This window comes from Fulvivirga sp. AWR4_260 (assembly GCF_056158185.1).
In genome coordinates this window covers 1-5,618 of record NZ_JBSWSU010000014.1, presented here as the reverse complement: position 1 = coordinate 5,618, position 5,618 = coordinate 1, and the positions used below count along the sequence as shown (strand labels likewise).

The following is a 5,618-nucleotide window of genomic DNA, read 5'->3' as shown; positions in this document are numbered from 1 at the left end:
GACATGACGAATGAAAAAACAGTTTTACATACTTTACGAGAGTTGCAAAATCTCGGAATACCCGTATCCATTGACGGTTTTGGGGCTGGCTATTCTTCTTTAAAGTTTAGTTTATTTCCAAACGCCAAATTAAAAATAGATAAAGTGTTTATGGATCAAAATCATGAAGAAAACTGCATGATTGTAAAATCAATTATTCAACTATGACATTTGCTAAATTTGAAAGTTATTGCTGAGGGAGTAGAAACAGAAGAATAATTTGCTTTTTTAAAAGCGGAACAGTGTGACCAATTGCAGGTTACTATCTCAGTAAAGGTTTATCATCCGAAGAAGTTGAACAACTGTTACTCACAAAGAACAATAAAGCAAATTGATATAAAATAAAACAAAAAAGAACAGCTTGTGCTTTAAGGAAGGCACAAGCTGTCTGCTTAACGTATTTAACAGTAAAATGCAGCACCTACAATGATTAGTAAAATAAAAAGCACCACAATTAACGCAAAGTTGCTACCAGTTCCGCAACCGTAACCGTAGCCATAACCACCGTAGCCTGGGTTTCCACAGCCTCCGCCATATCCGAATCCCATCATTTCACCTCCTAATAATCTTACACTTATACCATATGCAATTGGGTAAGAAAAGTTTGGACGTTTATCCTAGATAATTAAAAGACGCCCTAAGAAATGTATAGCATGATTGGTTTTTCTAAAAGACTTTTCTTTTGATTAATAGGGAGGCTAAAACTTACTTGACTGCGTATATGCTACTGGAACAATAAGTGTTGACACAGAGAAAAACTTAGTGCGTTTTAAACATTATTAGAAAGACTTGGCTTGTCACCAAGTCTTATGGAGAATGGCTTAGTTTTTCTTATACTATAAACATTTAAACTTTTATACTTTTCTATAGTGTAAATAAATCTTCATCAGTGGTAGTATTTTCATCCCAAGTAGCTTCAAGGTATGACCTAAAGACCTCTTATGAAAAAGGGGTGTTTTAAAGTGCTTTTGGTCTTTCAGGTAGACTTGTCCAGCTCGTATCTGAATTTTGAACACTACTTCAACTTTTATTTTTTTGTTTGTTAACTTTAATGCTAGAAATTTTTAGTTGATCATTCTCGTATTTTGTAGTAAATGTATACTCGTACAACCCTTTTTCGGATTTATCTTTATCTTCTACTCGCTTGTTAATGGTTACACTCAATGTAGATTGCACTTGATTATCTTCGGTGATGTTGCTTTTGGGCTCATCAAAAGTTACGTTAATAAAATCGACATAATCATTCCTAAAATCTTTATATGAAGTCTTAGAAAGCATATTATTTGCTAATAATGCATAAGCATTTACGTAATCTCGCAGTTCAATGCTATCAAGGAAGTAGGTAATTAAATACTCTGCGTCCTCTTTTAATTTCTTAGGGTCTTTCTTATTTATAAGGTTAGAAGTGCTGGCAAAGTTCAATGCTTCCGTCTTTGCTTCGTTTGACCATGCCTCAATTTGTTTGATGGCATCTTTTATTGGAATGCTAAAACCAATCGATCCATCTTTTGTCCCTACAGAATTAATACCAACAACATTTCCAGTCTTACGGTCAATTAAGGGGCCACCGCTATTTCCTTCTGCAATTTGAGCAGAGATTTGATAGGCGTTTTCATAATGAAAGCCGTCTACAGAAAAATCCCGTTCTTGTCCGGATATAATTCCTAGAGTAACTGTATTTTGAAAGCCATGCGGACTACCTAAGGCAATGACTTCATCTCCCGTTTCCGGGGATTTATTTTTCTCTACATTCATAAACGCTCCAGCAAGCTGAGGGACGCGAATGACAGCAATATCTGTCTCTTTTCCTACCCCGACAACAGCGGCTGGATAGATTTGCGCATCCGCTGTTCTTACATAAATTACATTTGCATCTTTAATAACATGTGCATTCGTTATAATATCGCCTTGTTTATTATAAAGAAATCCCGAACCTGTCAAGCTACTGTCTTCTGTTTGACTTTCAATTTGAATCACATTTTTTTCTGCTTCATGAATGATGGACTTTAAATTAAGCTCCTCATTACTTGTAGTTATTTGGTTAAGCACAGGGTTGCTAATTTGTACACGCTCCTGTTTCCATTGTTGATACATAGTAATAAGTAGAATAAAGCCGCTGAGAAGTATAATACTTGATAAAATAACCGGGATGTATTTATTTTTTATCATGTTGCAGCACCTCAATTGAAAAAGCAATTTATTTCGTATACCAAGCTATCGTCTCCACTTCAGCTGTTAACGCTTGATTCATATTTACATCATAATGGGTAAATTCAAAGTGACCTGTTTCTTCGGGGTATAATTCTTCTGGGTATACGTATACTTCGTTTGTCAATAATGTTTCCCCCTCATTCGTAGTAATGCTATATTGGACTCTAATGGAGTTAATAGGAATAGTTGCAACGCTTTGTACTTGTCCTTTTACGACAAGGTTTCCTTGATCATCCTTGGTTGTTTCCATTTGTTTCAGTTTAATAGCATCAGATTCATTCATTTGCTGTTCTTTATTTGCTGTACTCATTGCTTGTTCTATTCTATTTTGCTGTGCAGTTTCAAAGGCTACTTTTTCTTTATTAATCGTTGTTTGTAAGCTTAACAACTTTTCTGAATCTGGTGCATATTTTAATCCGTCTTTGACGATAAGATTGCCATCACTAAATTGGTTGTTCTTTAATTGCTCACTTGCTTTAGCAAACACATAATTAACAATTTGCTCACGTATAGTAGCAGTTAACTGTTCAGCTTCCTCTGTTTCAATAGACACAGCGTCCCAAAGCAATACTTTTAATTGATCTATTTCTGGTTTTTGTTTTAGTGCATGTTCTAATTTCTCTATATTAATCTTGTTCCTTTGTTTTGTAACCCGTTCAACCATTTGGTTTACAGCTTCACCATTATAATCTTGCAAACCTTTCTCTGATTCATTTAAAATTTCTAAGGCTTGTGTATATTTTTTTTCTTTAAGCAATTGTTCCGTTTTTTGTAATGTTTGTTCCATGGACAAGGCTTGATTCATAAACGCTAAAGAAATTTTGGCTTGTTGGAAATTATCCTTCATATCAAGGGCGTCTTGAAATAAGGACTGTGCTGTTTTAAAATCCTGAGCCAGAACCTTCTCTTCGCCTTTTGTGTAATAATCTTTAGCTTTCGCTGTACGCATTTCCAAAGTGATATATAAAGAAATAACAAAAAATAATAAAATAACTGTAGATAGTATTGGCGATTTCCACCGTGTAAAAAAGTTTGGTTTACTACTAAGTCGATGATATCTATCTTCAGGAAGCATTTTCCCACATTTCATACAATACGTCTCATTTTCTTTTGTTAGAGTGCTACAATAAGGACAATGAAGCATGCAATCACCTGCTAATCTAGGATTTGTCATGGATATACGGTGCTGTAAGATTACACTTCGCGAATTGGAAAAGCTAAGTCTGAGAAGTGTAAATTGGAGTTAGCAGCATCTTCATGCCAATACGTATAAGGGGGCTACTAGATATGAAAGTTTAAGTCTACGTATAAGCAAAAACGACAGCGTTTTTTCGCTATAAAGATTAGCCATAAGTTAAGGCTCTAGACAAGCCTTGGGGGCGGAAGGAAGCATTCCACTGACGAAAAATTTGCTTTGTTTGTCATAACAACCATGTAACTATATTTTATCATATTTTAGCTTTTCAACGTTATTTAAAATTGGTATGATATACTGGAGTTGAATAATGGAGGGGATTGTTCTTAAGTTTAACTAAAATGTAAACGTGGGCAGTGAACTTTTGAACATTCGTACTTAAATATAGTACATGATTTAGGGGGTGCAACTGTTATATGGAAAATATGGAAATTACATTTGCGGTTATTTGTTTCGCCATTTTAATACTGAATCTTGGTTATTGTGTATTTGACAGTGAAAAGTAAATTCATGGTGAATTCACAATGGACGTACTAATTGGTAGAAGCTGAAACATAGCTTTGAAGTGTATGGGGCATTAATATTTTAAGAAAATCGTGTCTGTGTTTCGTTTCTGAATTAAATAAGATAGAGTTGGATATTAATGTCCAGCTCTATCTTGTTAGTGTCCATTGATCAAATGGAAAAATTACAAACTCTGATCGTCCAATAATTTCATCTTCTTCGATGTAACCTAATCCATTACGACTATCCTTGCTGATGGCACGATTATCACCCATTACGAAATAACTACCTTCAGGAATTTTTTCCGGCCCATAATTACCAGATTGACGTTGCACCTCTTCACTTAGAAAAGTTTGGTCATATCTTTCCCCGTTTATATAGAGACTACCATCGTTTATTTCAATTGTTTCCCCAGGCAGTCCAATAACACGTTTCACATAATTTTTATAAGGTTTTTCAATAATAACAATGTCTCCGCGTTCTGGCTCATCAAGAATATATATAAGTTTATTAAAAATTACTCTTTCTCCGTTTTGGAGAGTGGGATCCATGCTTTCTCCATCGACAATAGATGTTGCAAAAATAAATGTTTTTATAAAGAAAGCAATTAAAATCGCAATAATAATGGCTTTTGCCCATTCTATCCATTCATTTTTCTTGTTTGATTTTGTCACCGAAGACATCCTTTTTCCCAAAAAAACATTTCACTAATATATTAGCACAGAGATAGTAACTAAGCGAGTGTAAAAACTTAAATTCGTATTCATTTACCGGTGAGAAACTCTTCGTAATAGCAAATTAACTAATTTATCCATGTTTTAATTCATTTGAAATTGGAAAAACAAGTAAGGACTACAATAATTGTTTGGCGTTTTTGAACAAGAAAAGGCCTTTAGTCCTGTTATAAGTTGTAAAAATAACTGCTGTTTCAATATGTATATGGGCTTTTCTTTTTTAAGGATGTAAAACTCGAATCGCAACAGGCAAAGCTTTTAGAATAGCCAAAAGCTTGTCATATTCTGTCAACCTATGCTACATTTAAAGTAAGTCTATATTATATAAAAGTGATCATAAGGTGATTATCTAATCAATATTACCATACTTGTGACTATTAGCTAGGCTATTTGCACTATGTGGCAGATTTTGATCTTGATATAATGTGCTGTAACACTCACTAAAAAGGCAGACTGATGTTAATTGGTTCCATAAATTTTCAATTTGTTAAGGGCTTTAGCACTTAACTATGCAATAATCCAACAAAGGTCCACTGCAACTTCAGAGCGAGTTTGCTATGAATATACTACAAAAAAAGGAGGTAACTCTTTATCTACAATGAACACGACAGATGAATTATTAAAACGTATAGAATATTTACGGTACCGAATGGCAGAAGTTGCTCTAGAGAAAGGCTTTACTAATTTAGAAGCTATTGAATTAAGCCAAGAATTAGACGAGTTACTAAACAAATATGATATCGAAAGACAAATCCAATCAAGGCATATGAAATATTAGTCTAATGGGTGTTGTTGTAAATATGCTGCTAAACGATCGAGTCCTACATTTAGTGTATGTTTATCATAGGCGTAAGAAAGTGGCATATATCCTTCTCCTAATTTCAGGTGCTGGGTGAGCACACAAGTCTATGACAAACTTAACCTTAGCAATACAT

General features: G+C 34.2%; 6 protein-coding genes. 2 read left to right on the top strand and 4 right to left on the bottom strand.

From position 1 onward, the window contains the following. On the top strand, nucleotides 1-207 hold a 207-nt coding region (locus ACXACQ_RS06485), incomplete at its 5' end, for an EAL domain-containing protein (RefSeq protein WP_474975120.1). A gap of 233 nt (nucleotides 208-440) precedes the next feature. Here the strand turns inward: ACXACQ_RS06485 and ACXACQ_RS06480 are convergent. From ACXACQ_RS06480 to lepB, 4 genes are all read right to left on the bottom strand, one after another. Further along, nucleotides 441-590, bottom strand: a complete 150-nt coding sequence (locus tag ACXACQ_RS06480) for a YjcZ family sporulation protein (RefSeq protein WP_073005450.1) — start codon at nucleotides 588-590, stop codon at nucleotides 441-443. Between the two features lie 469 nt (nucleotides 591-1,059). Beyond that, a complete protein-coding gene (locus ACXACQ_RS06475; protein WP_474975119.1) occupies nucleotides 1,060-2,208 on the bottom strand; it encodes a S1C family serine protease in 1,149 nt (382 codons plus the stop codon). Between the two features lie 28 nt (nucleotides 2,209-2,236). Next, nucleotides 2,237-3,424, bottom strand: a complete 1,188-nt coding sequence (locus ACXACQ_RS06470) for a tetratricopeptide repeat protein (RefSeq protein ID WP_474975118.1) — start codon at nucleotides 3,422-3,424, stop codon at nucleotides 2,237-2,239. A 674-nt stretch (nucleotides 3,425-4,098) separates the two neighbouring features. Continuing rightward, complete coding sequence (lepB, locus tag ACXACQ_RS06465; RefSeq protein ID WP_258870995.1) at nucleotides 4,099-4,623, bottom strand: signal peptidase I; 525 nt, start codon at nucleotides 4,621-4,623, stop codon at nucleotides 4,099-4,101. Nucleotides 4,624-5,281: 658 nt separating this feature from the next. Between lepB and ACXACQ_RS06460 the strand changes: the two genes are divergently transcribed. Beyond that, nucleotides 5,282-5,461 (top strand): aspartyl-phosphate phosphatase Spo0E family protein, encoded by a 180-nt coding sequence (locus ACXACQ_RS06460; RefSeq protein WP_073005444.1) that lies wholly within the window; start codon nucleotides 5,282-5,284, stop codon nucleotides 5,459-5,461. Nucleotides 5,462-5,618: the final 157 nt, after the last annotated feature.